Origin of the sequence: Pseudomonas poae, from assembly GCA_028869255.1 — a bacterium.
GTDB classification, from domain to species: Bacteria; Pseudomonadota; Gammaproteobacteria; order Pseudomonadales; family Pseudomonadaceae; genus Aquipseudomonas; species Aquipseudomonas poae_C.
Genome location: CP110972.1, coordinates 4,947,572 through 4,974,114, shown reverse-complemented (window position 1 = coordinate 4,974,114; position 26,543 = coordinate 4,947,572). Strand labels below are relative to the sequence as shown.

The following is a 26,543-nucleotide window of genomic DNA, read 5'->3' as shown; positions in this document are numbered from 1 at the left end:
GATTCCTTTTAGAGCAGACTTTGCAGCTTGCGATGCAACATCGAAACGTTGCTTCCCTTTGCTACAAACCCTGTAAGGGTCTCTGTAAGAAGGGCCGAGACTTTATCAGCTTCAGCTTTGCTTGGGAAGCCCCCAAACACACAACTTCCAGTTCCGGTTAATTTTGCTTCGGTAAATTTACCTAACAAATTCAAAGCGTTACGTACCTCTGGATAACGCCTTGCTACAACCGGTAAGCAGTCATTTCGACTGTTTCCCTTGGGAACGGGGCGCACTTTAATGGGAGGAGAGTTACGTGTCAACAGTGGATCTGAAAAAATTTCTGCTGTACTTACAGATACTTGCGGAACAAGCACGACATACCACGGCTCTTCGGGGTATTCCGGGGTAAGTTTCTCGCCCACGCCCTCTGCAAAAGCTGCGTGCCCGCGCACGAAAACCGGGACGTCGGCGCCCAGCGTCAGGCCCAGCGCTGCCAGGCGATCGTGGTCCCAGCCGAGCTGCCACAGGTGGTTCAGGCCCAGCAGTGTGGTCGCGGCATTCGAGCTGCCGCCACCGATACCGCCGCCCATGGGCAGGACTTTATCGATCCAGATGTCGATGCCGAGCGTGCAACCGGATTGTTCCTGAAGTTTTTTTGCGGCCTTCACAATCAGGTTGCTGTCGTGGGGCACGCCTTCGAATTCGGTGTGCAGCTGGATCACGCCATCGTCGCGTACGGCGAAGGTCAGTTCATCGCCGTAGTCGAGAAATTGAAACAGCGTCTGCAGCTCGTGGTAACCATCTTCACGGCGACCGAGAATGTGCAGCATCAGGTTGAGCTTGGCGGGGAGGGCAGAGTCAGCTTTTGTACGGTCACGTTTATTGCCCCAACTTGCGCGGTTGCCAGTCCTTGATCACCAACGTGACGTCCAGGTCGGTGCCATGCAGCTTGATGCGCTCGGGCAGCCAATAACCGTTCTGTTGCACGTAGCTAAGGTACTCGACCTGCCAGCCATCCTGTTCCAGGGTGGCCAGGCGGCTGTCGCCATTGAGGCTCAGGCGGCTCTTGCTGTCGGGGGCGGGCAGGCCACGGACCCACCACACAAGGTGGGAAACCGGCAACTTCCAGCCGATCTGCTGTTCGAGCAGTTCTTCCGGTGAGGCCGCTTCGTAGCGACCCTGGTTGGCCACTTCAAGGCTGACCTGGCCCGGGCGACCGGTCAGGCGTGCCGCGCCGCGGCCGAGCGGGCCGGACAGGCGAATGTCGTAATAGTCCTGGCGCTGCAGCCAGAACAAGGTGCCGCTGCCGGAATCTTTTGGCGCGCGCACCCCGACCTTGCCTTCGATCTGCCAGCCATCAATGCTGCTGAGCTGATCCTTGTGCTGTTGCCATTGTGCCGGGTTGCCCTGGCCCTCAACGGATTCACGGCTGCCTATGCCCGCACAACCGGCGAGCAGGGCGATGAAGCTGAAAACAATAACGTGGCGCAAGAACATAAGCTTAAAGGGTCTCGGATCCGGTCAGGCGCTTGATGGTGCCGCGCAGGATTGGGCTTTCGGGTTGTTCCTTGAGGAATTTTTCCCAGACTTGTCGTGCTTCGCGCTGTTTGCCGTTGGCCCACAGCACTTCGCCCAGGTGGGCGGCGACTTCCTGGTCGGGGAAGCGCTCCAGAGCCTGGCGCAGCAAACGTTCGGCCTCGTCCAGGTTGCCCAGGCGGTAGTTCACCCAGCCGAGGCTGTCGAGTACGGCCGGGTCTTCCGGGTTGAGCTTGTGCGCTTGCTCGATCAGCACCTTGGCTTCGGCGTAACGCGTGGTGCGGTCGGACAGGGTGTAGCCCAGGGCGTTAAGGGCCATGGCGTTGTCCGGGTCGCGCTTGATGATCAGGCGCAGGTCTTTCTCCATCTGCGTCAAGTCATTGCGTTTTTCCGCTTGCATGGCGCGGGTGTAGAGCAAATTCAAATCATCGGGGAATTGCAGCAAGGCTTGCTGCAAGACCTTCCAGGCGCGCTCGCCCTGATTGTTGGCGGACAAGGTCTCGGCCTGGATCAGGTACAGCTGGATCGCATAGTCCGGTTCGGCATCGCGGGCCGCGGCCAGGCGTTTTTCCGCCTCGTCGGTGCGACCGTTGCTCATCAGGATATCGGCCTGGCGCAACTGGGCCGGCAGGTAGTCGTTACCGGGGCCGACCTGGGCGTATTCGAGCAAAGCGGCTTGCGGGTCGTTGCGCTCTTCGGCAATCCGGCCGAGGTTCAGGTGCGCGGAGTCCACATGGCTTTCACGCTGGATCAGGTCTTCCAGGTAGCCCTTGGCCTCGTCCCAGGCCTTGGCTTCCAGGCATACCAGCGCCAGGGAGTAACGCAGTTCGTCGTCGTCCGGGTATTGCTGGACCAGGCCGGCGAACTGCACTTTGGCGTCCTCCATACGGTCCTGCTCCACCAGCGTGCGTGCGTAAGTCAGGCGCAGGCGCTTGTCTTCCGGATACTTCTTGATGCTTTTTTCCAGCAACGGAATCGCTTCCTTGCCGCGATTGAGGTTCTGCAGCAGGCGCGCACGCAGCAGGATCGGCGCGATCTCGCCGTCCTCCGGCGGGTTCTGTTCCAGCAGCTTCAGGGCGGCTTCGGCTTCATCATCCTGTTGCAGCAGCAGCGCCTTGCCGAAAATCAGCTGGCTGTTCTTCGGGTGTTTTTGCAGCAGGCGGTCAAAACTCTTCATCAGGCCATTGCGCGTGTCCTGGTCGGTGTCGGCGGCCGACAGCGCGAGGAAATCGAAATGGGTGTCACCTTTGCCCTGCAAGACTTTTTCCATATAAACCATGGAGTCGTCATAGCGCCCGGCGCGGGCCAACTGAATAGCCGCTGCGCGCTGTGCTTCCAGGTCGTCCGGCGCGTTTTTAGCCCAGATCAGCGAGGTGTCCAGCGCGGCCTGATCGGCTCCCAGGTACTCGGCAATGCGGAAGGCCCGCTCGGAAATGCCCGGATCCTGGGTGTTGATGGCCTGAGTCACGTAGTTATCCAGCGCAATATCGAAACGATTGCGTTGGCCGGCCAGCTCCGCGCTCAGCAGGCTGAACACCGTTTCTTCACTGAATGAGGAATAAACCTTGGGCTTTTCAGGGGCTGGGGTGCTGTCTTCTACCGGCGGCGTACCGTCCGGCGACACGGGGGCCATGGCCTGGCAGCCGCTGAGGAAGACAAAAGCAAGGAGCAACGCGGAAGATCTATTCATATAGGAAGAGGACGACTAACCTGCGGTCGGATCATCATGACACAAGCCTTCGGCCAAACATAACCGAGTCTCAGTGGATGCCTTTATAGACACAAGGCATTAGGACAATAGACGACGGTGGTTGTTCTGAATCTTTCGAAGTAGGACAATTGTCGGCTTCCCGACATCATCAGCGATATTGAATGGCCTTCCTCGCACTCGGTATTAACCACAAGACTGCAACCGTAGACGTGCGCGAGCGCGTGGCGTTTACGCCAGAGCAGTTGGTTGAGGCCTTGCAGCAGCTCTGCCGGCTCACCGATAGCCGCGAAGCTGCGATCCTTTCGACCTGCAATCGCAGCGAGCTTTATATAGAGCAGGAACATCTTTCAGCGGATGTCGTCTTGCGCTGGCTGGCCGATTACCACCATTTGAGCCTTGAGGACCTGCGCGCCAGTGCTTATGTGCACGAAGACGATGCGGCAGTTCGTCACATGATGCGTGTGGCAGCAGGGCTCGACTCGCTGGTGTTGGGCGAGCCGCAGATTCTGGGCCAGATGAAGTCGGCCTACGCCGTGGCGCGTGAGGCCGGCACCGTCGGTCCGCTGCTGGGCCGGCTGTTCCAGGCTACGTTCAATTCCGCCAAGCAGGTGCGCACCGACACGGCTATCGGCGAAAACCCGGTGTCGGTGGCGTTTGCCGCCGTCAGCCTGGCCAAACAGATTTTCAGTGACTTGCAGCGCAGCCAGGCGCTGCTGATCGGCGCCGGTGAAACCATCACCCTGGTGGCCCGCCACCTGCATGACTTGGGCGTGAAGCGAATTGTGGTCGCCAACCGCACCCTGGAACGTGCCAGCATTCTGGCCGAGCAGTTCGGTGCCCACGCCGTGCTGCTGTCGGATATCCCGGCCGAACTGGTGCGCAGCGATATCGTGATCAGCTCCACCGCCAGCCAATTGCCGATCCTCGGCAAAGGTGCGGTAGAAAGCGCGCTGAAACTGCGCAAGCACAAGCCGATCTTTATGGTGGATATCGCCGTTCCCCGGGATATCGAACCAGAAGTCGGCGAGTTGGACGACGTTTACCTCTATAGCGTCGACGATCTGCATGAAGTGGTCGCCGAAAACCTCAAGAGCCGCCAGGGTGCTGCCCAGGCTGCGGAGGAGATGGTCAGCACCGGCGCCGAAGATTTTATGGTGCGCCTGCGTGAACTGGCGGCGGTGGATGTGCTCAAGGCGTATCGTCAGCAAGGTGAACGCCTGCGTGACGAGGAGTTGCTCAAGGCCCAGCGCCTGCTGGCCAACGGCAGCAGCGCCGAAGAAGTGCTGATGCAACTGGCGCGTGGCCTGACCAACAAGCTGCTGCATGCGCCCAGCGTACAATTAAAAAAGCTTACCGCCGAAGGCCGCCTCGATGCGCTGGCCATGGCCCAGGAACTCTTTGCCCTCGGTGAGGGCGCGTCAGATAGCTCTTCGGATAAAAAACCGCAATGAAAGCGTCACTGCTCAATAAACTGGACGTGCTCCAGGACCGTTTCGAAGAACTGACCGCCTTGCTCGGCGACGGTGAGGTCATCTCCGATCAGACCAAGTTCCGTGCTTATTCGAAGGAATACGCCGAAGTTGAGCCGATTGTGACGACCTACAAAAATCTCACGAAGGTGCAGGCCGACCTCGAAGGCGCCCAAGCGCTGCTCAAGGACAGCGACCCGGACATGCGTGAAATGGCCGTGGAAGAAGTCCGCGAAGCCAAGGAAAAGCTCGCCGAGCTGGAGGGCGACCTGCAGCGCATGCTGCTGCCCAAAGACCCCAACGATGGGCGCAACGTGTTCCTCGAAATCCGCGCCGGCACCGGTGGCGACGAGGCGGCGATTTTCTCCGGCGACCTGTTCCGCATGTATTCGCGGTATGCCGAGCGTCGCGGCTGGCGGGTCGAGATCCTCTCCGAGAACGAAGGCGAGCATGGCGGCTATAAAGAGGTCATCGCTCGGGTTGAAGGCGATAACGTTTACGGCAAGCTGAAATTTGAATCCGGCGCGCACCGTGTGCAGCGGGTTCCGGCCACCGAATCCCAGGGCCGCATTCACACCTCGGCGTGCACCGTGGCGGTGTTGCCCGAGCCGGACGAGCAGGAAGCCATCGAGATCAATCCGGCGGACTTGCGCGTCGACACCTACCGCTCGTCGGGCGCCGGTGGTCAGCACGTCAACAAGACCGACTCGGCGATCCGCATCACCCACTTGCCGTCGGGCATCGTGGTCGAGTGCCAGGAAGAACGCTCCCAGCACAAGAACCGCGCGCGGGCCATGTCCTGGCTGTCGGCCAAGCTCAATGACCAGCAGACCAGCGCCGCCGCCAACGCGATTGCCAGCGAGCGTAAGTTGCTGGTGGGTTCGGGCGACCGTTCCGAGCGCATCCGTACCTACAACTTTGCCCAGGGCCGGGTCACCGACCATCGGGTCAACCTCACCCTGTATTCCCTGGACGAGATTCTTGCCGGTGGCGTGGATGCGGTGATCGAGCCGTTGCTCGCCGAGTACCAGGCTGACCAACTCGCGGCGATAGGTGAATAAATGACCATCATCGCCAGCCTGTTGCGCGCCGCCGACCTGCCCGACTCGCCTACCGCACGTCTGGATGCCGAGTTGCTGCTGGCAGCTGCCTTGGGCAAGTCCCGCAGCTACCTGCACACCTGGCCGGAAAAAATCGTCAGCAGCGAAGACGCGCTGACCTTTGCCGGCTACCTGCAACGCCGTCGCGGCGGTGAGCCGGTGGCCTATATCCTCGGCCAGCAGGGTTTCTGGAAGCTCGACCTGGAGGTCGCGCCCCACACGCTGATCCCGCGCCCGGACACCGAGTTGTTGGTGGAAGCGGCGCTGGAACTGTTGCCGGCCACGCCCGCCAAGGTCCTCGACCTGGGCACCGGCAGCGGCGCCATCGCCCTGGCCCTGGCCAGTGAACGTCCGGCCTGGCAGGTCACAGCCGTCGACCGCGTGCTGGAAGCCGTGGCCCTGGCCGAGCGCAATCGCCAGCGGCTGCGCCTCGATAACGCCACGGTGCTGAACAGCCACTGGTTCGACGCGCTGCAAGGGCATACCTACGACTTGATCATCAGCAACCCGCCGTATATCGCCGATAACGATCCGCACCTGGTGGCGGGCGATGTGCGCTTTGAGCCGGCCAGCGCGCTGGTGGCGGGCCATGACGGTTTGGACGACTTGCGCCTGATCATTAAACAGGCCCCGGCCCACCTGAACGCCGGAGGCTGGTTGCTGCTGGAGCACGGTTACGATCAGGCCGCCGCGGTGCGTGACTTGCTGCTGAGCGAGGCATTTGAAGAGGTGCACAGCCGTATTGACCTCGGCGGCCACGAGCGCATCAGCCTTGGACGTCGGCCGTGCTGACCGATCAGGAGCTGTTGCGCTATAGCCGACAGATTCTGTTGCAGCATGTCGACATCGAGGGCCAGTTGCGCCTGAAAAACAGCCGCGCCCTGATTGTCGGCCTTGGTGGCCTGGGCGCGCCGGTGGCGTTGTACCTGGCCGCTGCCGGTGTGGGCGAACTGCACCTGGCGGATTTCGATACCGTCGACCTCACCAACCTGCAACGTCAGATCATTCATGACACCGACAGCGTCGGGCAAACCAAGGTCGATTCGGCCCTGCGCCGCCTGAGCGCGATCAACCCTGAAGTCAGCCTGATTGCCCATCGCAGCGCGCTGGATGCCGATTCCCTGGCAGCGGCAGTGGCGGCGGTGGACGTGGTGCTCGATTGCAGCGACAACTTTTCCACCCGCGAAGCGGTGAATGCCGCCTGCGTCGCCGGCGGCAAGCCGTTGATCAGCGGCGCGGCGATTCGCCTTGAGGGGCAGTTGTCGGTATTCGACCCGCGTCGTGCCGACAGCCCGTGCTACCACTGTTTATACGGGCATGGCAGCGATACCGAACTCACCTGCAGCGAAGCCGGCGTGGTGGGCCCGTTAGTAGGGATGGTTGGCAGCCTGCAAGCGCTGGAAGCCTTGAAGCTGTTGGCCGGTTTCGGTGAGCCGCTGGTGGGCCGCTTGTTGTTGATTGACGCGTTGACCACGCGTTTTCGCGAATTGCGCGTCAAGCGTGACCCCGGTTGCAGTGTCTGCGGGACGCAGCATGGTTAAGAGCGCGCCCATCGGTGTGTTCGATTCCGGCATCGGTGGCCTGACCGTGCTGGACGAAATTCAACAGCTATTGCCCCAAGAATCGCTGCTGTATGTGGCGGATTGCGGGCATATCCCCTATGGCGAGAAAACCCCGGCTTTCATTCTTGAGCGCTCTCGGTCGGTCGCCGAGTTTTTCCGTGCGCAGGGCGCCAAGGCGTTTGTGATTGCCTGCAACACCGCGACGGTCGCGGCGGTCGCGGAGTTGCGCCAGGATTACCCCGATTGGCCGCTGGTGGGCATGGAGCCCGCCGTCAAACCTGCCGCCGCCGCCACGCGCAGTGGTGTGGTCGGCGTGCTTGCCACCACCGGGACCCTGCAAAGCGCCAAATTCGCCGCGTTGCTGGACCGCTTCGCCACGGATGTGCGGGTGGTAACCCAGCCCTGCCCGGGCCTGGTCGAGCTGATAGAAACCGGCGACTTGAACAGCGCGGCGCTGCGCCAGCTGTTGCAGGGCTATATCGACCCGTTGCTCAGCGCGGGCTGCGACACGATTATCCTCGGCTGTACCCACTATCCCTTCCTCAAGCCGATCCTGGCGCAGATGCTGCCCCCCAGCATTATCCTGATCGATACGGGCGCCGCCGTGGCGCGCCAACTCAAGCGTTTGCTCGGCGAGCGCGACCTGCTGGCCAGCGGTAATCCGCAGCCTGCGCAGTTCTGGACGAGTGGCGATGTGTATCACCTCAGAAATATCCTACCGACACTATGGAAACATAACGGAGTTGTGCGAAGCTTCAGCGCGTGAAAAATTCGTGAAATATCGCGGATAGAAGCTGAACTTCTGACACTGCGTCGGCTTCTATAGCCAGATTGCCTGTACAAAACCATATAACTTCGTTCGGAAAGGATGTTTCTTATGAAGCGCTTGTTCTGTTTGGCCGCGATTGCGGCCGCTGTGGTGGGACACTCTTTTTCGGCGCAAGCGGCCGGCCTTGAGTTTGGCCTGGGGGCCACCAGTGATTCGACGCTCACCTATCGTTTGGGGCTGACGTCCGATTGGGACAAGAGCTGGATGCAGAGCGATGTCGGTCGCCTGACCGGTTACTGGAGCGGCGCCTACACCTATTGGGAAGGTGACGACCGTGCGGGTGCAAGCAGCCTGTCGTTCTCGCCGGTGTTTGTGTATGAGTTTGCCGGGCAGTCGGTCAAACCCTACATCGAGGCCGGGATCGGTGTGGCGGTGTTCTCGCGCACTCGCCTGGAAGACAACAACATCGGGCAGGCTTTTCAATTCGAAGACCGCTTGGGTTTCGGCCTGCGCTTCACCGGTGGGCATGAAGTGGGCATTCGCGCCACGCACTACTCCAATGCAGGCATCAGCAGCAACAACGATGGGGTAGAGAGCTACTCGCTGCACTACACCATGCCGCTGTAATTCTTCAGAGCACGGCTAAACCCCTGTGGGAGCTGGCTTGCCTGCGATGCGCACACCTCGGTTTAACCGATTGACCGAGGTGATCCAATCGCGGGCAAGCCCGGCTCCCACAGCGTGTTAGCGATACGCCGTCGCAATCCCTTCTCGCTCGGTCAAGCACTCCGGCGCGCCCATCTCGAATTCCCTGCAAATCAGCGGCCGCCGCTCGTAGATCGTGCACATCATCGTGTCCCGATCCAGCGCCGCGCACCAGCCGTCGTCCAGACGCAGCATGACTTCGCCACCCCAGTCGTCCGTGTCGATATAGCGTTGCGGCACACCGGTGTCGGTGATCAGCATCACCTCCAGCTGGCAGCAGCAGGCCGCGCACGTCGAGCATGTGACGGCGGGTTCGGTGATTTGGGTGTGCGGGATGTTGGTCATAGGCGCGCAGTGTAAGGCAAGCAGGTGTTACGCGTATGAATGCTCTGACGGGCGTCAGTGTGCCAGCTGCGCGGCGACCCAATGCAACAGGGGAAACAGCAGGGCCCAGAGCAGCGCCAGGCCGATCAGGGTTGGCGTGGTGCCATAACCGAAACTGACCCCCGCCAACTGGCTGCCGGCGTAATAAGACAGTGGCCCACCTAACGCACCCAACAGGCTGGCTCGCCACCAGGGCTCTGCACTCCAGGCCAGGCAGTGGCGCAAGGTCGTGGCCAGCAGCGCCCACAGCAGGATCAGCCAAACGGGAATTACAGGCCCCGGCATCGTAAAGTGAAACACGCCAAAGGTACGCAGCAAGGTGTCGACCACCGTCCCCAGCAAGGTCACGGCCAGGATCACCTGACCCTCTTTGGACCCGCCGCTTATCCACAACAGGTGAACCGCCAGCACTGCCAGCCCCACCAGCAGCCAGCGGCTGTCCCCGCCCAGCACGCAGGCAAACCAGCCGCACTGAAAGAGCACGGCATTGGCCAGCGTCTTAAGCACTGAAGCGCCCGAGCAACGGTGGGTTGATGGCCGACGGTTTGGCCAGCAGCAGTTGTGCGGTACCGATGGTGCGCTCCATAAACCCACCCTCGCAGTAGCACAGGTAAAACTCCCACAGGCGCAGGAAATACTCGTCGTAGCCCAATTCCGTCAGGCGGCCGTGAGCCCGGCGAAAGTTCTCATGCCACAGGCGCAAGGTGCGTGCGTAGTGCAGGCCGAAATCTTCCATGTGCAGCAGGTTCATGTCGGTATCGCGGCTGACGATCTGCAGCATGTTCTGCACGCAGGGCAGGGCGCCGCCGGGGAAAATGTAGCGCTGGATAAAATCCACGCTGTTTTTGGCCTGCTCGAAACGTTGCTCACGGATGGTGATGGCTTGCAGCAGCATCAGGCCATCGCTCTTGAGCAGGTGCGCGCACTGTTTGAAGTAGGTCGGCAGGAAGCGATGGCCCACCGCCTCGATCATCTCGATCGACACCAGTTTGTCGTATTGGCCGGTGAGGTCGCGGTAGTCCTGCAGCAGCAAAGTTACCTGGCCTTGCAGCCCCAGGGCTTCGATACGTTTTTCGGTGTAGGCAAACTGCTCCTTGGAGAGCGTGGTGGTGGTGACCTTGCAGCCGTAATGCTGCGCGGCGTACAGCGCCATGCTGCCCCAACCGGTGCCGATTTCCAGCAGATGGTCGCCGGGCTTGAGCGCCAGCTTCTGGCAGATGCGTTCCAGCTTGTTCAGCTGCGCCTGTTCCAGGGTGTCATCGGCGGTGAGAAATTGTGCGGCCGAATACATCATGGTCGGGTCGAGGAATTCTTCGAACAGGTCGTTGCCCAGGTCGTAGTGGGCGGCGATGTTTTTTTGCGAGCCTTTGCGTGTGTTGCGGTTGAGCCAGTGCAAACCCTGGGTGAAGGGCCGTGCCAGTCGCGCCAGGCCACCCTCCATCGCGTCGAGTACGTCGAGGTTGCTCACCATCACGCGCACCACGGCGGTCAGGTCCGGGCTGCTCCAGTAACCGTGGATAAATGCCTCGCCCGCGCCGATCGAGCCGTTGGCCGCCACCAGGCCCCACACCGCCGAATCGAGGATGTGGATTTCCCCCAGCAGGTGCGCTTCGCGTGCGCCGAATACCTGCCGTTCGCCATCCTCGATCACCACCAGTTGGCCGTGGCGCAATTGGCTCAGTTGGCGCAGCACGCCCTTGCGCAGCAGCGCACTGGTCATGCCGTTGACGTTCAGGCGGTTGCTTTTGACCGATAAACTAGGGGATTTCATGGCGGCGATCCTTGGTATACCCGACTGCTGTACGAGAGGCGCCGTCGGCAGCCTGATGGGAAAAAACCGGTGTGCGTTTGAGCAACAGGCGCAGGGCCTGCCAGTAAATCGCCAGGCAGGTCTTGGCGGTCATCCAGGGGAAGCGCCACAGGTAGCGGTGCAGGCTGGCGCGGTTCAGCGCTTGCTTTTGCAGGCTCAGGGTGGCGTCGAAGACTTTTTGCGCGCCTTGCCAGTCGGCCATGTGCACGCCGAGCCTGGCGGCGGGCGGGCTGAAACTCATGCGATATTCCAGGTCACGCGGCAAAAACGGTGACACATGAAACGCCTTGGCCACGGCGAAGTGCTGGTGTTCATCGGCGCCCAGAGGCTGGGCTGGGAGCACATAATGGTAGCGCTCGCGCCATGGGGTGTTGGTCACTTCACACAGGATCGCGGCCAGTTGCCCATCGGCCTCGAAACAGTAGAAGAAACTCACCGGGTTAAAAGCCAGGCCCCAACTGCGGGCCTGGGTCAGCAGGCAGATAACGCCCTGGGGTGTGTGCCCCAGAGCCTTGCCGACTTCCTGACGCACGGCGTCGCTCAAACTCATGCCGTGGCGTGTGAATTCACGCAGGTAATCCTGCTGGCGAAACCCGAAGGGTGCCAGGCGGCTGGTGCCGGCCAGGGGCGACAGCCCGAGCACTTGGTCCTGTTCGCTCAAATCCAGGTACAGCAGGCCGATGCGGTAGCGAAAGGCGTGAGCCTTGGGCGTGAACCGGCGATGGGCGATCCAGCCGCTGTACAGGGCGCTGTTCACAGGGTTTCCCCAAACGTCTGGGCCACGCGCAGGGCGCTGACCACGCCGTCTTCGTGAAACCCGTTGGCCCAGTACGCGCCGCAGTAAAAGGTGTTGCGTGCGCCGCACAATTCTTCCCAGCGGCCCTGGGCGGCCACCGCCGCCAGGCTGTATTGCGGGTGGGCGTAGGTGTAACGGGAGATGACCTTCAACGGGTTGATCATCGACGTCTGGTTGAGGCTGACGCAAAAAGTGGTGGCGCTGTCGATGCCTTGCAGGATGTTCATGTCGTAGGTGACGGCGGCCTGGGTCTGCGCATCGCCGGTCAGCCGATAATTCCAGCTGGCCCAAGCCAGCTTGCGGTCCGGCAGCAGGCGGGTGTCGGTGTGCAGCACCACATCGTTGTCGGCGTACGGCAGAGCGCCGAGGATCTCCTGTTCGGCCTGGCTGGGGTCGGCGAGCAACGCCAGGGCCTGGTCACTGTGGCAGGCAAACACCACCCGATCAAAGGTCTCGCTGCCGGCGGGGCTGTGGATAACCACGCCATCGTCGGTGCGCGCAACGTTATGCACAGGGCAATTGAGGCGGATCTGCTCGCGAAAGCTGCGCGTCAGCGGCTCGATGTAACTACTGGACCCGCCTTCGATCACACACCATTGCGGCCGGTTGTTCACTGACAGCAACCCGTGGTTCTTGAAGAAGCGCACAAAGAACTGCAACGGGAAACCCAGCATGTCATTCAGGGACATCGACCAGATCGCCGCGCCCATCGGCACGATGTAATGCCGGATAAACCGTGGGCCGTAGCCCCCGGCTTCGAGGTAGTCGCCCAGGGTCATGTCGGCGCTGATGCGCTGCTCTTGCAGGTCCAGCGGTGCCTGGCGGTTGAAGCGCAGGATGTCACGCAACATGCCCCAGAAACCCGGCGACAGAATATTGCGACGCTGCGCGAACAGGCTGTTGAGGTTGTTGCCGTTGTACTCGAAACCTTCGTTCTGGTCGCACACCGAAAAGCTCATTTCGGTGGGTTTGAACTTCACCCCGATCTGCCCCAGCAGGCGGATGAAGTTGGGATAGGTCCAGTCGTTGAACACAATGAAGCCGGTGTCCACCGCGTAGCTTTTATCCTCCACCGTCACGTTGACCGTGTGGGTATGCCCGCCGATGCGGTCGCCTGCCTCGAACAGCGTGATCTCGTGGCGACGGCTGAGCAGGTACGCGCTGGTGAGCCCGGCGATGCCGCTGCCGATAATGGCGATCTTCACAGGTCGTCCTTTTGTGGCGGCGGACTGCGCAGCATGCGTTTGCCGATGATCAGTTGCGCCCGGTTGGGCAGCTTCGACAGGGGCCACAGGGTGGCGATAAACATTGCGGGAAAGGCGATTTCCAGTGGGCGTTTTTCCAGCTTGGCAAAGATATGTTTCGCGGCCTTGGCAGCCGACCAGCTCAGGGGCATCGGGAAGTCATTGCGCTCGGTCAGCGGCGTGTCGACAAACCCCGGGCTGATCACCGTAACGTCGATATTCTCCGGCGACAGGCTGATGCGCAGGGATTCGAACAAGTAGCGCAGCCCGGCCTTGGACGCGCCGTAGGCTTCGGCCCGTGGCATCGGCAGGTACGTCACCGCGCTGGCAACGCCCACCAGATGCGGGGTACGCCCGGCGCGCAACAACGGCAATGCGGCTTCGATGCAATAGCTGCTCGCCAGCAAGTTGGTGCGCACCACATGTTCGACAATCGATGAATCGAATTGCCTGGCATCGACATATTCACAGGTACCGGCGTTGAGGATCACGGTGTCGACCGCGCCCCAGGCCGCGCCGATCCGCTCACCGATTTCGCGCACGGTCTGGCTGTTGGTCAAGTCACCGGCCACTACCAGCACTTGCCCCGGGTAACGTTGGGCGAGGGCTTCCAGCGGGCCTTTGGTGCGCGAGCTGAGGGCCACGTGAGCGCCGCTGTTGAGCAGCTCCACGGCCAGCGAGGCACCTATGCCACTGCTGGCGCCGGTCAGCCAATAACGGCGGGGCGGTGTAAGGCTCATCCCATTCTCCTTTTCAGCCAACTGATGACGCGGCCGAGTACCGGCAGGTGTTCGTAGAGCAGAGCGCCGGCATCGAAATAGTCACGATGGCGGTACACCTTGTTGTCGCGCCACAGCAGGTGCGAACAGCCTTCCACGCGGATCACTTTGCCGCTATTAAGTCGCGGGTGGCAAAAACTCATTTTCCAGCGCAGGTAGCCACTGCCTTCGGCGATCTGGTCGAACCCGTGGAAATCGAAGCGCAACTGGCTGACGTTGCCGTACAGCTCGGCGAAGTACTGGTGCAGTGCGGGCAGCCCGTGGACTTCATGCAGCGGGTCGGTGAAGGCAATGTCCTGGCTGTACAGGCCGTCGAGCAGACGCAGGTTGTGCTTGTCCAGGGTGGCAAAGGCTTGGGCGAAACGCTGCAGGAAGTCACTCATGCTCGGCGACCTCCTGGCGTGACGGCAGGCTGCGGAAGGCGGCCAGGGCGCGTTCGCGGGATTTCTTCAGGTCGACAATCGCGCGCGGGTAATCCGCCACGCCGAACAGGCCGCCAGCCGCTTCGGGGTTGTGCACTTCCTTTTTATTCAGCGCGGCCAGTTCGGGCAGCCAATGCTTGATAAACACGCCTTCTGCGTCGAATTTTTCCGATTGGCTCAGCGGGCTGAAAATCCGGAAGTACGGCGCCGAGTCGGTGCCGGTGGACGAACTCCACTGCCAGCCGCCGTTGTTGGCCGCCAAGTCGCCATCGATCAAGTGGCGCATAAAGAAGCGTTCGCCCTCACGCCAGTCGATCAGCAGGTTTTTGGTCAGGAACATCGCCACCACCATGCGCAGGCGGTTGTGCATCCAGCCGGTTTCCAGCAGTTGGCGCATGGCCGCGTCGATGATCGGCAGGCCGGTGCGGGCTTGCTGCCAGGCGGCGAGGTCCTTGGGTGCATCGCGCCAGGCCACGGCTTCGGTCTCGGGGCGGAAGGCACGGTGGCGCGATACACGTGGGTAGCCCACCAGAATATGTTTATAGAACTCGCGCCACAGCAGTTCGTTGATCCAGGTAATGGCGCCGATATCGCCACTTTCGAATTCGCCCTGGTTGGTTTGCAGCGCGGCATGCAGGCATTGGCGCGGTGACACCACGCCCGCCGCCAGGTAGGCGGAGAGCTGGCTGGTGCCGGGCTTGGCCGGGAAATCGCGCTCGTCTTTGTAGTAGCTGATCTGCTGGTCGGCAAAGGCGTCGAGGCGGCGCCGGGCTTCTTCTTCACCCGCAGGCCACAGGGCGCGCAAGGTGTCGCTGGGTGGGGCAAACCCTTCGACCTGCGTGGGGATCGGGTCGCTGTTCAGCTGGACCGGTTGCTGGGCCTTGGGTGTTGCGACCAGGCGCGGCAAGGCGCTGTGCAGGCGGCTGTAGCAGACCTTGCGGAACTGGCTGAACACTTGGAAGTAGGTGCCGGTTTTGGTCAGCACGCTACCGGGTTGGAAAAACAATTGGTCCAGGTAGCTATGGAACGTCACGCCCTCGGCTTGCAGTGCCTTGGCTACCGCCACATCGCGGCGGCTTTCGTGAATGCCGTATTCCTCGTTGACGTGCACCGATTCCACCGCCAGCTCGCGGCACAATTGGCGCATTACGGCGGGCGCCTGGTCCCAGGTGGCGGCATGACGGATCAGCACGGGGATATTCAGCTCGCCCAGCGCCCGGCTCAGGTGTTTGAGGTTACGCAGCCAGAAGTCCACTTTGCACGGTGCATCATCGTGGTCCAGCCATTGCTGCGGCGTGATCAGGTACACGGCCGCAACGGGACCACGCTGGCAGGCGGCGGCGAGGGCGGTGTTGTCGTGTAGGCGCAGGTCGGTGCGCAGCCAGATCAAGTGCATTTAAAGAAGTCCACGCTGGATCAGTATCTGGTGGGCCGACAACGGGTCTTCGGCCACGAACAATTCAGGGGTGTCACGGGTTAATACGCCCAGCTCGGCCTGGTGGATGCATACCGTTGGTCCGACGATCAACTTTGGGCAACCGACGCCACCCAAAAGTTTTGCGAGCGCCGACAAATGGAGGGTTTTGCTCGAATACAGCAGCACGGCGCGCGGTTGCAGGTGCTCCACCGCCAGCGCCAGCTCACCGGCGGGCAGCGGCCAGTCGAACACCTCCACCGGGCAATCGGCACTGCTGGCCAGCCAGGCACTGAGCCACAAGTGTGGCTCCAGGGGCAGGTCGGACTGGTTGACCAGCAGCAGCGGCGCGCCGTGCAACTGGCGGTTGTTGTGGTAGATGCGTGCACCGAACTTGCTGCGCAGCCAGGACAGGAAAAACACCCGCTCCATCTGCGCGCCAAACTGGCCCTGCCAGCGCTGTTCCAGCTCTTGCAGCAGCGGCAATAGCAGTTGCTCGCACAGGGTGCGCGGCGGGTACAGCGCCATGGCCTGGTTGAAAGCGTCGTCGACCCGGCGTTCGGTCAGTTCGCTGATGGCGTTCACCAGGGTCTGGCGCAGGGCATGCCACTCGTTCTCGACGGTATCGGGCAGGGCTTGGGCGGAGTCGATCAGCCCCTTGACCTGGCTGACCGGCACGCCGCGATTGAGCCAGGTCAGGATGGTGTGGATGCGTTGTACATGTTCGGCGCTGAACAGCCGATGCCCCTTCGGCGTGCGCTGGGGCACGATCAGGCCATAGCGGCGCTCCCAGGCGCGCAGGGTCACGGCGTTGACGCCGGTTTGGCGCGCCACTTCGCGAATCGGCAGCCAGCCGTCTTCGAGGGCTTGGGCGATGTCTTCGCCTGGGGTGTCTTGCAGGGCAGCTTTCATGGTCTAGATCGCATTACGCAGGCTGAGGTTTTCCGGGTGCGGTTGCAGGTAGGCCTGTTGCGCGATGTAGCGGTCCGGGTGTTGGCGAAAGTGATGTTTGAGCAGGGTCAGCGGCACCACCAGCGGCACGATGCCTTGGTGGTATTGGCCGATGACGGTTTGCATTTCCTGTTTGTCATCGGCGGTGATGGCCTGCTTGAGGTAGCCGCTGATGTGTTGCAGCACATTGGTGTGGGTGCCACGAGTGGCGCATTTTTTCAGGCCGGTCATCAGGTCGCTGAAATAACACGCAGCGAGTTCATCGAGATCGGTGCCCTTGCCCATGCTGCCCAACAAGTGGCCAAGGCTTTTGTAGTGCGCCGGGCTGTGGGCCATCAGCAGGTATTTGTAGCGCGAATGGAAAGCCAGCAACCGGTGACGGCTCAGGCCCTCAGTCTGCAGTTGCTGCCAGCTGGCGTACACGAAGACGCGGGTCAGGAAGTTTTCGCGCAGTACCGGGTCATTCAGCCGACCGTCTTCTTCAACCGGCAGGTTGGGGTGGCGTGCGCAAAATGCCTGGGCGTAGATGCCACGCCCGCCGCCGTCTACCGGCGTGCCGTTGTCGCGGTAGACCTTGACCCGTTCCAGGCCGCAGGACGGCGACTTCTGCATAAAGATGTAGCCGCACAGGTCGGTGTGCGCCGCAGCCATTTGTTGGCCGTAGTCGTCCAGCGGTTGGGTGACATTCAGCTCGCGGTGCACTGTGCCCACGGCTTGTGGCTGGGCGGGGTCGCCCACCAGGCGGATCGGCTCGCGGGGGGTGCCCAGGCCGATGGCGACTTCAGGGCATAACGGCACAAAGTCGAAATAGTCGGCGAGGGTCTGGCTGCACAGCAGGGATTGTTTATGTCCGCCGTTGAAGCGCACGTTCTCGCCGAGCAGGCAGGCGCTGATGGCGATCTTGGGCTTACCGGTGCTGGACATGGCCAAACCTCTACAAAATTCCTGTACAGGCTGGAAAGTCTGTACAACTAAATCTCATCATAGGTTTGATGCTGTACAAGTCAAATATTTTGTACAAGTATTTGCAGAAGAGCTACTTCCAGCCGATCCGCCAAGCCTCGGCATTTTGCAGGGTTTGCCACGCCAGGCGCTCTGCGCGCCGGGTCATCACGGCTTGCAGCTCGATTTCGAGCACGGTGCCTTCGTCGTCACGAAACAGTTCGGTGACCAGAAAGTGTTTTTCCTTGTTGCGCGGATGGGCTGCTGTCCACTTCGACAGCAGCAATTTGGCGGGGTTGATACGGTTCATTGCAGGTGTTCGATCAAGCGCCGCGCCGCTTCCTGGCCACTGAGCCAGGCGCCTTCCACGCGGCCCGACAGGCACCAGTCACCGCACACATACAGGCCCAGGTCGGCGTCGGCCAGTACGCCGAACTCATGGGCACCGGACGGTCGCGCATAGAGCCAGCGGTGTGCCAGGCTGAACGACGGCGCCGGCATGGCGCTGTGCAGCAGTTCGGCGAAGGCGCCGTGCAGGTGTTCGATCACCGCCTCTTTGGGCAGGTCCAGATGCGCCTTGCTCCAGGCGCTGGTAGCGTGCAGAACCCAGGTGTCGAGTATGGCGTCGCGCCCCGGCTTGCTGCGGTTGCGCGCCAGCCAGTCGAGTGGGCTGTCTTGCACGAAGCAGCCTTGCATCGGTGTATCCAGCGGCTTGTCGAAGGCCAGCGCGATGGCCCAGGTGGGGTCCATTTTTACCCCGGCGGCGGCACTCGCCAGCTTGGGCGCAGCCGCCAGCAGTGCGGTGGCCTGTGGCGCGGGCGTGGCGATGATCACGTGGCTGAACGGGCCGTGGTTTTCGCCGTCGGCATCCAGCAGGTTCCAATGATGTTTGCCCTGGAACACTTCGGTGATGCGGCAACCGAACTCCACCGGCAAGTCATCCAGCAGGGCGCGGGTGATCGCGCTCATGCGCGGTGTGCCGACCCAGCGGACTTGTTCATCGGGGGAGGGGGTGAGCTGGCCGGATTTGAAGTTGTACAGCTGGGGCTTCCATTGCTCGGCCCAGCCATTGCTTTGCCAGCGCTGTACTTCGTTGACGAAGCGCCGGTCGCGGGCGGTGAAGTATTGCGCGCCCATGTCCAGTGCGCCGGCATCGCTGCGCTTGCTGGACATGCGGCCACCACTGCCGCGGCTTTTATCGAAGAGTTGTACAGCGTGCCCAGCGTCTCGTAACGCTCGGGCGGCGGAGAGACCGGCGATGCCGGTGCCGATGATCGCGATAGGAACAGTCATGGAGGGCCTCGTTTTACCGTTGGGTACAGACTACGCCGACACCAATAGCTGTACAATATTGTTTTTTGGTATAAGTTTTGGCGTGCCTGTTCTAACGGCGTGACCTATGGTTAAAGCTGAGGCTTAAACCAACGTCACGCCCGATTACAAAATGTCCCTGCTTATAAAATAGACTAGCGACGGGCGGCAAACGTTACATGAGGAGTGTCCCATGCACATTTTGCTGACCGGCGGTACGGGTCTGATCGGCCGCCAACTCTGCCAGCACTGGCTGGCCCAAGGGCATCGCCTGACCGTGTGGAGCCGCGAGCCGGAAACGGTTGCCCAGTGGTGCGGTGCTCAAGTCGTGGGTGTAGGCCGCCTGGAGGACGTGAGCAGTCCCGTGGACGCGGTGGTCAACCTGGCCGGGGCGCCTATTGCCGATCGCCCCTGGACCAAAAAGCGCAAGGCATTGCTGTGGAGCAGCCGCATCAGCCTCACTGAAACCTTGCTTGCGTGGCTGGAGACCCTGGCGCAAAGGCCGGCGGTGCTGGTTTCCGGTTCGGCGGTGGGCTGGTATGGCGACGGCGGCGAGCGTGAATTGACCGAAGCCAGCGGCCCGGTGCAGGACGACTTCCCCAGCCAGTTGTGTATCGCCTGGGAAGAAACCGCGCTGCGCGCCGAAGCCCTGGGCATCCGTGTGGTGCTGGTGCGTACCGGCTTGGTGCTGGCGGCCAAGGGCGGCTTTTTGTCGCGCTTGCTGCTGCCGTTCAAACTGGCGCTGGGCGGGCCTATCGGCAATGGTCGGCAGTGGATGCCGTGGGTGCATATCAAGGATCAAATCGCCCTGATTGATTTTCTTCTGCACAAGGAAGACGCCAGCGGTCCTTATAATGCCTGCGCGCCACACCCGGTGCGTAACCGCGAGTTCGCCAAGACGTTGGGCCAGGTGCTGCACCGCCCGTCGTTCATGCCGATGCCGGCCTTTGCGTTGAAGGTGGGTCTGGGCGAATTGTCCGGCCTGTTGCTGGGCGGGCAGAAGGCGCTGCCGGAGCGGTTGCTGGCCGCCGGTTTCACTTTCCAGTTCACTGAATTGCGTGCGGCCCTGGATGACTTGTCCAGCCGCCTCTAGAGATAGGATGTTGCATGACGGATCACGCGTTGTTACTGGTCAACCTGGGCTCACCGGCGTCCACTTCGGTGGCCGATGTGCGCAGCTACCTCAATCAGTTCCTGATGGACCCTTATGTGATCGACCTGCCGTGGCCGGTGCGGCGTCTGTTGGTGTCGCTGATCCTGATCAAGCGTCCCGAGCAGTCGGCGCATGCCTATGCGTCGATCTGGTGGGAAGAGGGCTCGCCCCTGGTGGTTTTGAGCCGTCGCCTGCAACAGCAAATGACGGCGCAGTGGACTCATGGCCCGGTGGAGTTGGCGATGCGCTACGGCGAGCCATCGATTGAAACAACCTTGACGCGCCTGGCCGCTCAGGGCATTCAAAAAGTCACCCTGGCGCCCTTGTACCCGCAGTTTGCCGACAGCACCGTGACCACGGTGATTGAGGAAGCCAGGCGTGTGGTGCGCGACAAAAAGTTGAACCTACAGTTTTCGATCTTGCAGCCTTTCTACGACCAGCCGGAATACCTCGACGCCCTGGCGACGAGCGCACGCGCCTATGTGGAGCAGGATTACGATCATCTTCTGTTGAGTTTTCATGGGCTGCCTGAGCGTCACCTGACGAAGCTAGACCCTACCGGCCAGCACTGTTTCAAGGATGCTGACTGTTGCCAGAACGCCTCGCCTGAGGTGCTCGCTAAATGCTATCGCGCGCAATGTTTCAGCGTCGCACGGGACTTTGCCGAGCGCCTGGGTCTGCCGGAGGGCAAGTGGTCGGTGGCGTTCCAGTCGCGCCTGGGCCGTGCCAAGTGGATTGAACCCTACACCGAGGCCCGCCTGGAAAGCCTCGCTCAGCAAGGCGTGAAAAAGCTGCTGGTGATGTGCCCGGCGTTTGTTGCCGATTGCATTGAGACGCTGGAGGAGATCGGTGATCGCGGGTTGGAGCAGTTCCGCGAGGCGGGGGCGAGGAGCTGGTGTTGGTGCCGTGTCTCAATGATGATCCGCAGTGGGCGGCGGCGTTGAATACGCTGTGCGAAAGAGCGCCAGTGACCTTGTAATCAAGTCGACTGAAGCGCCAATGTGGGAGCTGGCTTGCCTGCGATGCAGGCACCTCGGTCTTACAGACAAACCGAGGTGATCCTATCGCGGGCAAGCCCGGCTCCCACATTGTTTTTGCGCGGCCTATTACAGGTTGAGGGTCAGGCTGACGGTGAAGTTGCGAGGCTCCCCGGGGTTGACCCAGTAATTGCTGTAGGCGCGCTCGTAGTATTTTTCATCGAGCAAGTTGTTCAGGTTCAGGCCGACGGTGACATTCTGCGTGGCCTTGTAATGCGCCAGCAGGTCGACGGTGTGGTAGGCCGGTAACTCAAAACTGCTCCCAGCCTCGCCGGAGCGGTCGCCGACGTAGGTAAAGGCCGCGCCCAGGTCCGAGCCGCGCAGGAAGCCATCCTGGAACTCATACACACCCAGCAAACTACCGCTGCGCTTGGCCACGCCGAGAATTCGGCTGCCGGTGGGGATGGCCTTGTCGCCTTGAGTCACCTCGGCATCTATGTAGGCGAACGCGCCGATCACCCGAACCGCGTCAGTCACTTGGCCGCTCAGTTGCAGGTCAAAACCCTGGCTGCGTGCCTTGCCCATGGCGCGGTTGGTATTGGTGGCGGGGTCCAGGGCCAGTACGTTTTCCTTCTCGATATGGAACGCGGCGAGGGTGGCGCTCAGGCGGTCGTCGAACAGTTCGCTTTTAACTCCCACTTCATAGCCCACGCCTTCTTCGGGCTTGAAGGACTTGCCCTCGGCGTCCAGGCCGTTGTTGGGCTTGAACGAGGTTGAGGCGTTGGCGAATACGCCGACGTGCGGCGTCAACTGGTAGAGCAGGCCGGCACGCTGGGTCAGGGCATCGTGGGTTTGCCGGCTCTTGGCGTGGTTGCGGGCAAAATCGTCGGTGCTTTGTTCGAAATGCTCAAAGCGTGCGCCGATCATCCCGCGCAGGCGGTCGGTGAAGATGATCTGGTCTTGCAGGTTCAGCGCGTGGCTTTTGGTCTGCTCGAAGAAGTCCGTGCCGGAACGCGTGCCGTTGGGTTTGGGCTGGCCGTAGACCGGGTTGTAGATATCGATGGCGTAGGGGCTGCCGGCGATAGCGGTCACGCGCTCCTTCTTGCGGTAGTCCTCGTATTCGGTGCCGATCAGCAGCTCATGCTGCCAGCTGCCAATGTCGAACAGGCCGCGCAGTTCCAGCTGGGTGATGCTGTCATGCCAACCCGTGGAACGTTCGCGATAGCGGCGGTTGACGGTGTGACCATCGGCATTCAGCGCACGGCTTTCCGAGGCGTCGCCCCACAGGCTGCCTTGTTTGTAGTGGCTGGCGAGGCGCAGTTTCCAGGCGTCGTTGAGGTGATGCTCGAGGGTGGCCTGGATGCGGTTGTTATGGTTGTCGATATCACCGTCGTTGGGTTCGCCGAGGAAGGTGGAGCGGGATACGCCGCTGGCGTCGACGATGCCACGGTCGAAGGTGGAGCTGTGGCGAACGAATTCGCTTTCCACCAGCAGGCTGGTGTCCGGGTCCAGTTGCCAACTGAACGAGGGCGCGACGAACACCCGCTTGCTCTGTACGTGGTCGCGGAAGCTGTTGTTGTCTTCTACCGCCAGGTTGACCCGCGACAGCACGTTGCCCTCGCTGTCGAGCGGGGTGTTGAGGTCGACGGCGGTGCGGTAGCGGTCCCAACTGCCGGCGCTGGTTTGCAGGGTGGTAAAGGCTTCTGGCTGGGGCTTCTTGGTGACGATATTCACCGTGCCGCCGGGATCGCCACGCCCGTACAGGCTGGCGGCGGGGCCTTTGAGCACTTCGATGCGCTCGATATTGGCCGCGTCCGGCGTGCTCGGGTAGCCACGGTTGGCGCTGAAGCCGTCCTGATAGAACTCCGACGTGGTGAAGCCGCGCACGCTGTATTCGTACAGCGTCAGGCCGCCGAAGTTGTTTTGTTTGGACACGCCCCCGGCAAACTCCAAGGCGCGTTCGACGCTGGTGCTGCCCAGGTCCTTGAGCACCGTCGCGGGAATCACGCTGATCGATTGTGGGATGTCGCGCAAGGCGGTGTCGGTTTTGGTCGCGCTGGCGGAGCGGGTGGCGCGATAACCGTTGACCGGGCCGGTGGCGGATTCATACGCGTCGGTGGTGACGCTGATGGCCTCCAGTTCAACGGTGTTGTCATCGGCGTAGGCGGGGTCCAGCAACAGGCCCAAGGCCAGGCCAGCCAAGGGGGCAAATCTTCGAGACGGCATGATAGAGCGTTCCAATAGCGGTATTGAAACAATATAACATGACTAATGAGAATGGATTTTTTTGAAATATTAGGTTACAGGAGCCCGCGCACGGGCTCCTATCACCGTTATTCCTCTTCTTTCACCGGTGCAGGCGGTGGGCGCAGGCCGATTTCCGCCAGCAGCTTGATCTCTTTGCCGTTGCGCATCACCTGGATCGCCACTTTGTCGGTCGGCTTGATCCGCGCCACCTGGTTCATCGACTTGCGACCGTCCCCGGCCGGTTCACCGTTGATGCTCAGGATCACGTCGCCCAGTTGCAGGCCGGCTTTCTGCGCCGGGCCATCGCGGAAGATCCCGGCGACCACGATGCCAGGGCGCCCGGTCAGGCCAAACGACTCGGCGAGTTCCTTGGTCAGTGGTTGCACTTCAATCCCCAGCCAGCCGCGAATCACCTGGCCGTGTTCGATGATCGACTTCATCACTTCCATCGCCAGCTTCACCGGGATCGCAAAACCGATGCCCTGGGAGCCGCCGGACTTGGAGAAAATAGCGGTGTTGATCCCGGTCAGGTTGCCATTGGCATCCACCAGCGCGCCGCCGGAGTTGCCCGGGTTGATCGCCGCGTCGGTCTGGATGAAATCTTCGTAGCTGTTTAGCCCCAGCTGGTTGCGCCCGGTGGCGCTGATGATACCCATGGTCACCGTCTGGCCGACCCCGAACGGGTTGCCGATGGCCAGCGCCACGTCACCCACGCGCAAGCCATCGGAGCGGCCTAGGGTGATCGAGGGCAGGCTTTTCAAGTCGATCTTCAGCACTGCGAGGTCGGTTTCCGGGTCACTGCCCACTACGCGGGCCAGGGTTTCGCGGCCGTCACGCAGGGCCACCACAATCTGGTCGGCGCCGGTGGTCACGTGGTTGTTGGTCAGGATGTAGCCCTCAGGGCTCATGATCACGCCGGAACCCAGGCTGGATTCCATACGGCGCTGCTTGGGCCCGTTATCCCCGAAATAGCGGCGGAACTGCGGGTCTTCAAACAACGGGTGCGCCGGTTTGTTGATGACCTTGGTGGTATACAGATTGACCACGGCCGGCGCGGCGATGACCACTGCGTCGGCATAGGTCACCGGGCCTTGTACCACCGCGCTGGTTTGCGGTGCCTGTTGCAGGTTCACATCAAGGCTGGGTAAGCCCACCAACTGGGGATAACGCTGAATAATCAGCATCGCGATCAGCACGCCAGCCAGCAATGGCCATCCAAAAAAACGCAGTGCCTTGAGCATCAAGTAAGTCCTGACAGGTTGCAGGGGGCGGGAGAGCGCCCATAATGTCGCGCATTATACGAGGCTGCGACGCCTGCGAACGGGATATTTAGGAGTCTTTTATGGCCGTCCCCCTTACCACCCTCGTCGAGGAAGCGGACCGCTACCTTGGCAGCGCAAAAATTGCCGATTATTGCCCCAATGGCCTGCAGGTCGAGGGTCGCCCGCAGGTGATGCGCATCGTCAGCGGCGTCACCGCCAGTCAGGCCCTGCTGGACGCCGCCGTCGAAGCCCAGGCTGACCTGATCCTGGTGCATCACGGTTATTTCTGGAAAGGCGAAAACCCCTGCATCACCGGCATGAAGCAACGCCGCTTGAAAACCCTGCTCAAGCACGACATCAGTCTGCTGGCCTACCACCTGCCGTTGGACCTGCACCCGGATGTCGGCAATAACGTGCAACTGGCTCGCCAGCTGGACATCACGGTCGAAGGCCCGCTGGACCCGAATAACCCCAAGGTCGTCGGCCTGGTCGGCTCCCTGGCGGAGCCCTTGTCGCCCCGTGACTTCGCCCGCCGCGTGCAGGACGTGATGGGCCGCGAGCCACTGCTGATCGAAGGCAGCGAAATGATCCGCCGCGTCGGCTGGTGCACCGGCGGTGGACAGGGCTATATCGACGACGCGATTGCGGCCGGTGTCGACCTGTTCCTCAGTGGCGAGGCTTCCGAGCAGACCTTCCACAGTGCGCGGGAAAACCACATCAGCTTTATCGCCGCCGGCCACCATGCCACCGAGCGCTACGGCGTACAGGCGCTGGGCGATTACCTGGCGCGGCGGTTTGCCCTGGAGCATCTGTTCATCGATTGCCTCAATCCGATCTGAGCCACACCGTTGAACAACATGTGGGAGCGGGCTTGCTCGCGAAGGCGGGCTGTCAGTTGATACATGCGCTGGCTGACACACTGCATTCGCGAGCAAGCCCGCTCCCACCTTCGACCGAGTGGGGCCAAACCCGGCGATATATTGATATATCGTTTCGATCTAGCCGGCTCCCTGAATAGAAGAAGGTGCTGTGCTAGCATGCCCCGCTCGAACACGGCCCGCTGGCCGTCCATAAGATCGTTTTTCCGTGAGTAACCATGGTCGACAAACTGACGCATCTGAAACAGCTGGAGGCGGAAAGCATCCACATCATCCGCGAGGTCGCCGCCGAGTTCGACAACCCGGTGATGCTCTACTCGATCGGTAAAGACTCCGCCGTGATGCTGCACCTGGCGCGCAAAGCCTTTTTCCCAGGCAAACTGCCGTTCCCAGTGATGCACGTCGATACCCGCTGGAAATTCCAGGAAATGTACAAGTTCCGCGACAAAATGGTCGAGGAACTGGGCCTGGACCTGATCACCCACGTCAACCCCGATGGTGTGGCGCAGGGCATCAACCCGTTCACCCACGGCAGCGCCAAGCACACCGACATCATGAAGACCGAGGGCCTCAAGCAGGCCCTGGACAAGCATGGTTTCGACGCAGCGTTCGGCGGCGCCCGTCGTGATGAAGAGAAATCCCGCGCCAAAGAGCGCGTGTACTCATTCCGCGACAGCAAACACCGCTGGGACCCAAAGAACCAGCGCCCGGAGCTGTGGAACGTCTACAACGGCAACGTCAACAAGGGCGAATCGATCCGTGTGTTCCCGCTGTCCAACTGGACCGAGCTGGACATCTGGCAGTACATCTACCTCGAAGGCATCCCGATTGTGCCGCTGTACTTCGCCGCCGAACGCGATGTGATCGAGAAGAACGGCACGTTGATCATGATCGACGACGACCGCATCCTTGAGCACTTGTCCGATGAAGACAAAGCCCGAATCGTCAAAAAGAAAGTACGTTTCCGTACCCTTGGCTGCTACCCGTTGACGGGTGCGGTGGAGTCCGAAGCCGAAACGCTGACCGACATCATTCAGGAAATGCTCCTGACGCGAACTTCCGAGCGCCAGGGCCGTGTCATCGACCACGATGGTGCAGGCTCGATGGAAGATAAAAAACGTCAAGGCTATTTCTAAGGG

26 protein-coding genes and 1 pseudogene are annotated in these 26,543 nt (G+C 61.5%); 10 read left to right on the top strand and 17 right to left on the bottom strand.

The genetic code is table 11. The annotated features are described in order from the left end of the window. Nucleotides 1–8: 8 nt before the first annotated feature. The 3 genes from ispE to LRS56_22625 are packed head-to-tail and all read right to left on the bottom strand — an operon-like array spanning nt 9 to nt 3,208. A complete protein-coding gene (gene ispE, locus LRS56_22635) occupies nt 9–812 on the bottom strand; it encodes a 4-(cytidine 5'-diphospho)-2-C-methyl-D-erythritol kinase (protein ID WDU61587.1) in 804 nt (267 codons plus the stop codon). Between the two features lie 49 nt (nt 813–861). Continuing rightward, the gene (gene lolB / locus LRS56_22630; protein ID WDU61586.1) at nt 862–1,479 is read right to left on the bottom strand and encodes a lipoprotein insertase outer membrane protein LolB; all 618 of its coding nucleotides are present in this window, start codon (nt 1,477–1,479) and stop codon (nt 862–864) included. A gap of 4 nt (nt 1,480–1,483) precedes the next feature. After that, nucleotides 1,484–3,208 carry a tetratricopeptide repeat protein gene (locus LRS56_22625; protein WDU61585.1) on the bottom strand — a complete coding sequence of 575 codons (1,725 nt, stop codon included), beginning with the start codon at nt 3,206–3,208 and terminating at the stop codon, nt 1,484–1,486. A gap of 182 nt (nt 3,209–3,390) precedes the next feature. Here LRS56_22625 and hemA point away from each other — a divergent pair, with 182 nt between their 5' ends. The 6 genes from hemA (at nt 3,391) to LRS56_22595 (ending at nt 8,756) form a co-directional block, all read left to right on the top strand. Continuing rightward, on the top strand, nt 3,391–4,680 hold the full coding sequence (hemA, locus tag LRS56_22620; protein ID WDU61584.1) for a glutamyl-tRNA reductase: 1,290 nt from the start codon (nt 3,391–3,393) through the stop codon (nt 4,678–4,680). Continuing rightward, the gene (prfA, locus tag LRS56_22615) at nt 4,677–5,759 is read left to right on the top strand and encodes a peptide chain release factor 1 (GenBank protein WDU61583.1); all 1,083 of its coding nucleotides are present in this window, start codon (nt 4,677–4,679) and stop codon (nt 5,757–5,759) included. Before hemA ends, prfA begins: the two co-directional genes overlap by 4 nt. Further along, the gene (gene prmC, locus LRS56_22610) at nt 5,760–6,590 is read left to right on the top strand and encodes a peptide chain release factor N(5)-glutamine methyltransferase (protein WDU61582.1); all 831 of its coding nucleotides are present in this window, start codon (nt 5,760–5,762) and stop codon (nt 6,588–6,590) included. After that, nucleotides 6,584–7,339, top strand: coding sequence for a molybdopterin-synthase adenylyltransferase MoeB (locus LRS56_22605; GenBank protein ID WDU61581.1), 756 nt, complete (start codon nt 6,584–6,586; stop codon nt 7,337–7,339). Before prmC ends, LRS56_22605 begins: the two co-directional genes overlap by 7 nt. Then, the gene (gene murI / locus LRS56_22600; GenBank protein WDU61580.1) at nt 7,332–8,126 is read left to right on the top strand and encodes a glutamate racemase; all 795 of its coding nucleotides are present in this window, start codon (nt 7,332–7,334) and stop codon (nt 8,124–8,126) included. Before LRS56_22605 ends, murI begins: the two co-directional genes overlap by 8 nt. A gap of 111 nt (nt 8,127–8,237) precedes the next feature. Next, nucleotides 8,238–8,756, top strand: coding sequence for an acyloxyacyl hydrolase (locus LRS56_22595; GenBank protein WDU61579.1), 519 nt, complete (start codon nt 8,238–8,240; stop codon nt 8,754–8,756). A 117-nt stretch (nt 8,757–8,873) separates the two neighbouring features. Here LRS56_22595 and LRS56_22590 read toward each other — a convergent pair whose 3' ends face one another. The 12 genes from LRS56_22590 to LRS56_22535 all read right to left on the bottom strand — a co-directional run bounded on the left by LRS56_22590 (nt 8,874) and on the right by LRS56_22535 (nt 18,869). Beyond that, entirely contained in the window at nt 8,874–9,179 is a 306-nt protein-coding gene (locus tag LRS56_22590; GenBank protein ID WDU61578.1) for a YkgJ family cysteine cluster protein, read from the bottom strand. 54 nt (nt 9,180–9,233) lie between these two features. Next, entirely contained in the window at nt 9,234–9,725 is a 492-nt protein-coding gene (locus LRS56_22585; protein WDU61577.1) for a DUF2878 domain-containing protein, read from the bottom strand. Then, complete coding sequence (locus LRS56_22580; protein WDU61576.1) at nt 9,718–10,989, bottom strand: cyclopropane-fatty-acyl-phospholipid synthase; 1,272 nt, start codon at nt 10,987–10,989, stop codon at nt 9,718–9,720. Before LRS56_22580 ends, LRS56_22585 begins: the two co-directional genes overlap by 8 nt. Then, nucleotides 10,976–11,785 (bottom strand): DUF1365 domain-containing protein, encoded by an 810-nt coding sequence (locus tag LRS56_22575; protein ID WDU61575.1) that lies wholly within the window; start codon nt 11,783–11,785, stop codon nt 10,976–10,978. Before LRS56_22575 ends, LRS56_22580 begins: the two co-directional genes overlap by 14 nt. Continuing rightward, nucleotides 11,782–13,029: an FAD-dependent oxidoreductase gene (locus LRS56_22570; GenBank protein ID WDU61574.1), complete on the bottom strand. Its 1,248-nt coding sequence runs from the start codon at nt 13,027–13,029 to the stop codon at nt 11,782–11,784. The genes LRS56_22575 and LRS56_22570 overlap by 4 nt, the downstream gene beginning before the upstream one ends. Then, nucleotides 13,026–13,808: an SDR family NAD(P)-dependent oxidoreductase gene (locus tag LRS56_22565; GenBank protein ID WDU61573.1), complete on the bottom strand. Its 783-nt coding sequence runs from the start codon at nt 13,806–13,808 to the stop codon at nt 13,026–13,028. The genes LRS56_22570 and LRS56_22565 overlap by 4 nt, the downstream gene beginning before the upstream one ends. Further along, complete coding sequence (locus LRS56_22560) at nt 13,805–14,230, bottom strand: nuclear transport factor 2 family protein (GenBank protein WDU61572.1); 426 nt, start codon at nt 14,228–14,230, stop codon at nt 13,805–13,807. The genes LRS56_22565 and LRS56_22560 overlap by 4 nt, the downstream gene beginning before the upstream one ends. Next, nucleotides 14,223–15,665, bottom strand: a complete 1,443-nt coding sequence (gene phrB / locus LRS56_22555) for a deoxyribodipyrimidine photo-lyase (protein WDU61571.1) — start codon at nt 15,663–15,665, stop codon at nt 14,223–14,225. The genes LRS56_22560 and phrB overlap by 8 nt, the downstream gene beginning before the upstream one ends. Next, nucleotides 15,666–16,595 (bottom strand): MerR family transcriptional regulator, encoded by a 930-nt coding sequence (locus LRS56_22550; GenBank protein ID WDU61570.1) that lies wholly within the window; start codon nt 16,593–16,595, stop codon nt 15,666–15,668. 3 nt (nt 16,596–16,598) lie between these two features. After that, complete coding sequence (locus tag LRS56_22545) at nt 16,599–17,558, bottom strand: DUF523 and DUF1722 domain-containing protein (GenBank protein ID WDU61569.1); 960 nt, start codon at nt 17,556–17,558, stop codon at nt 16,599–16,601. Between the two features lie 112 nt (nt 17,559–17,670). Then, nucleotides 17,671–17,886: a TIGR02450 family Trp-rich protein gene (locus tag LRS56_22540; GenBank protein ID WDU61568.1), complete on the bottom strand. Its 216-nt coding sequence runs from the start codon at nt 17,884–17,886 to the stop codon at nt 17,671–17,673. Beyond that, on the bottom strand, nt 17,883–18,869 hold the full coding sequence (locus LRS56_22535; protein WDU61567.1) for an FAD-dependent oxidoreductase: 987 nt from the start codon (nt 18,867–18,869) through the stop codon (nt 17,883–17,885). The genes LRS56_22540 and LRS56_22535 overlap by 4 nt, the downstream gene beginning before the upstream one ends. Before the next feature lie 211 nt (nt 18,870–19,080). On the opposite strand from LRS56_22535, the gene LRS56_22530 reads away from it, so the two are divergent. Together LRS56_22530 and hemH are read left to right on the top strand one after the other, a co-directional pair. Then, nucleotides 19,081–19,980 (top strand): TIGR01777 family oxidoreductase, encoded by a 900-nt coding sequence (locus tag LRS56_22530; protein WDU61566.1) that lies wholly within the window; start codon nt 19,081–19,083, stop codon nt 19,978–19,980. A 14-nt stretch (nt 19,981–19,994) separates the two neighbouring features. Next, nucleotides 19,995–21,019, top strand: a pseudogene (gene hemH / locus LRS56_22525) (ferrochelatase). A 127-nt stretch (nt 21,020–21,146) separates the two neighbouring features. On the opposite strand, the gene LRS56_22520 reads toward hemH, so the two are convergent. Both LRS56_22520 and LRS56_22515 read right to left on the bottom strand, forming a co-directional pair. Further along, nucleotides 21,147–23,243: a TonB-dependent siderophore receptor gene (locus LRS56_22520; protein ID WDU61565.1), complete on the bottom strand. Its 2,097-nt coding sequence runs from the start codon at nt 23,241–23,243 to the stop codon at nt 21,147–21,149. A 107-nt stretch (nt 23,244–23,350) separates the two neighbouring features. After that, nucleotides 23,351–24,505: a trypsin-like peptidase domain-containing protein gene (locus LRS56_22515; protein ID WDU61564.1), complete on the bottom strand. Its 1,155-nt coding sequence runs from the start codon at nt 24,503–24,505 to the stop codon at nt 23,351–23,353. A 101-nt stretch (nt 24,506–24,606) separates the two neighbouring features. Here LRS56_22515 and LRS56_22510 point away from each other — a divergent pair, with 101 nt between their 5' ends. Together LRS56_22510 and cysD are read left to right on the top strand one after the other, a co-directional pair. Continuing rightward, nucleotides 24,607–25,365 (top strand): Nif3-like dinuclear metal center hexameric protein, encoded by a 759-nt coding sequence (locus tag LRS56_22510; protein ID WDU61563.1) that lies wholly within the window; start codon nt 24,607–24,609, stop codon nt 25,363–25,365. A 257-nt stretch (nt 25,366–25,622) separates the two neighbouring features. Next, nucleotides 25,623–26,540 (top strand): sulfate adenylyltransferase subunit CysD, encoded by a 918-nt coding sequence (gene cysD / locus LRS56_22505; GenBank protein ID WDU61562.1) that lies wholly within the window; start codon nt 25,623–25,625, stop codon nt 26,538–26,540. Nucleotides 26,541–26,543 lie beyond the last annotated feature (3 nt).

What these genes read in the sequence shown, in the direction of transcription:
- ispE (WDU61587.1), bottom strand. Translation starts at nt 812, where the DNA reads ATGCTGCACATTCTCGGTCGCCGTGAAGATGGTTACCACGAGCTGCAG.
- lolB (WDU61586.1), bottom strand. Translation starts at nt 1,479, where the DNA reads ATGTTCTTGCGCCACGTTATTGTTTTCAGCTTCATCGCCCTGCTCGCC.
- LRS56_22625 (WDU61585.1), bottom strand. Translation starts at nt 3,208, where the DNA reads ATGAATAGATCTTCCGCGTTGCTCCTTGCTTTTGTCTTCCTCAGCGGC.
- hemA (WDU61584.1), top strand. Translation starts at nt 3,391, where the DNA reads ATGGCCTTCCTCGCACTCGGTATTAACCACAAGACTGCAACCGTAGAC.
- prfA (WDU61583.1), top strand. Translation starts at nt 4,677, where the DNA reads ATGAAAGCGTCACTGCTCAATAAACTGGACGTGCTCCAGGACCGTTTC.
- prmC (WDU61582.1), top strand. Translation starts at nt 5,760, where the DNA reads ATGACCATCATCGCCAGCCTGTTGCGCGCCGCCGACCTGCCCGACTCG.
- murI (WDU61580.1), top strand. Translation starts at nt 7,332, where the DNA reads ATGGTTAAGAGCGCGCCCATCGGTGTGTTCGATTCCGGCATCGGTGGC.
- LRS56_22595 (WDU61579.1), top strand. Translation starts at nt 8,238, where the DNA reads ATGAAGCGCTTGTTCTGTTTGGCCGCGATTGCGGCCGCTGTGGTGGGA.
- LRS56_22590 (WDU61578.1), bottom strand. Translation starts at nt 9,179, where the DNA reads ATGACCAACATCCCGCACACCCAAATCACCGAACCCGCCGTCACATGC.
- LRS56_22580 (WDU61576.1), bottom strand. Translation starts at nt 10,989, where the DNA reads ATGAAATCCCCTAGTTTATCGGTCAAAAGCAACCGCCTGAACGTCAAC.
- LRS56_22565 (WDU61573.1), bottom strand. Translation starts at nt 13,808, where the DNA reads ATGAGCCTTACACCGCCCCGCCGTTATTGGCTGACCGGCGCCAGCAGT.
- LRS56_22560 (WDU61572.1), bottom strand. Translation starts at nt 14,230, where the DNA reads ATGAGTGACTTCCTGCAGCGTTTCGCCCAAGCCTTTGCCACCCTGGAC.
- phrB (WDU61571.1), bottom strand. Translation starts at nt 15,665, where the DNA reads ATGCACTTGATCTGGCTGCGCACCGACCTGCGCCTACACGACAACACC.
- LRS56_22550 (WDU61570.1), bottom strand. Translation starts at nt 16,595, where the DNA reads ATGAAAGCTGCCCTGCAAGACACCCCAGGCGAAGACATCGCCCAAGCC.
- LRS56_22545 (WDU61569.1), bottom strand. Translation starts at nt 17,558, where the DNA reads ATGTCCAGCACCGGTAAGCCCAAGATCGCCATCAGCGCCTGCCTGCTC.
- LRS56_22540 (WDU61568.1), bottom strand. Translation starts at nt 17,886, where the DNA reads ATGAACCGTATCAACCCCGCCAAATTGCTGCTGTCGAAGTGGACAGCA.
- LRS56_22535 (WDU61567.1), bottom strand. Translation starts at nt 18,869, where the DNA reads ATGACTGTTCCTATCGCGATCATCGGCACCGGCATCGCCGGTCTCTCC.
- LRS56_22530 (WDU61566.1), top strand. Translation starts at nt 19,081, where the DNA reads ATGCACATTTTGCTGACCGGCGGTACGGGTCTGATCGGCCGCCAACTC.
- LRS56_22520 (WDU61565.1), bottom strand. Translation starts at nt 23,243, where the DNA reads ATGCCGTCTCGAAGATTTGCCCCCTTGGCTGGCCTGGCCTTGGGCCTG.
- LRS56_22515 (WDU61564.1), bottom strand. Translation starts at nt 24,505, where the DNA reads ATGCTCAAGGCACTGCGTTTTTTTGGATGGCCATTGCTGGCTGGCGTG.
- LRS56_22510 (WDU61563.1), top strand. Translation starts at nt 24,607, where the DNA reads ATGGCCGTCCCCCTTACCACCCTCGTCGAGGAAGCGGACCGCTACCTT.
- cysD (WDU61562.1), top strand. Translation starts at nt 25,623, where the DNA reads ATGGTCGACAAACTGACGCATCTGAAACAGCTGGAGGCGGAAAGCATC.